At 72.1% G+C, this 358-nt stretch carries 1 protein-coding gene; it reads left to right on the forward strand.

Annotated elements, in window-relative coordinates:
- Window positions 1-358 (forward strand): family 1 glycosylhydrolase (locus DI276_RS17070; RefSeq protein WP_119724479.1); only part of this gene is annotated, 358 nt, incomplete at both ends.

A 358-nucleotide genomic window follows, 5' to 3' on the forward strand; every position in this document is an offset into this window, starting at 1 on the left:
GGACCTCCCTCAGACGCTCGAAGAAGCCGGCGGCTGGGCCAACCGCGACACCGCGTTCCGGTTCGCCGACTACGCGGCGTCCACCGTCGAAGCGCTGGGTGACCGGGTCGGCACCTGGACCACGTTGAACGAGCCGTGGTGCTCGGCGTTCCTCGGCTACGCGGCCGGCATTCACGCGCCGGGCCGCACGGAACCGGACGCCGCCGTCGCCGCGGTCCACCACCTGCTGCTCGCACACGGCCTGGCCGTCGACACGATCCGCGCCGCGGCGCCGGAGGCCAAGGTCGGCATCACGCTGAACATGTACCCGATCATCCCCGTCGACCCGAGCGATCCAGGGGACCTCGACGTCGCACGG

The organism is Lentzea terrae (assembly GCF_003265345.1).
GTDB classification, from domain to species: domain Bacteria; phylum Actinomycetota; class Actinomycetes; order Mycobacteriales; family Pseudonocardiaceae; genus Lentzea; species Lentzea terrae.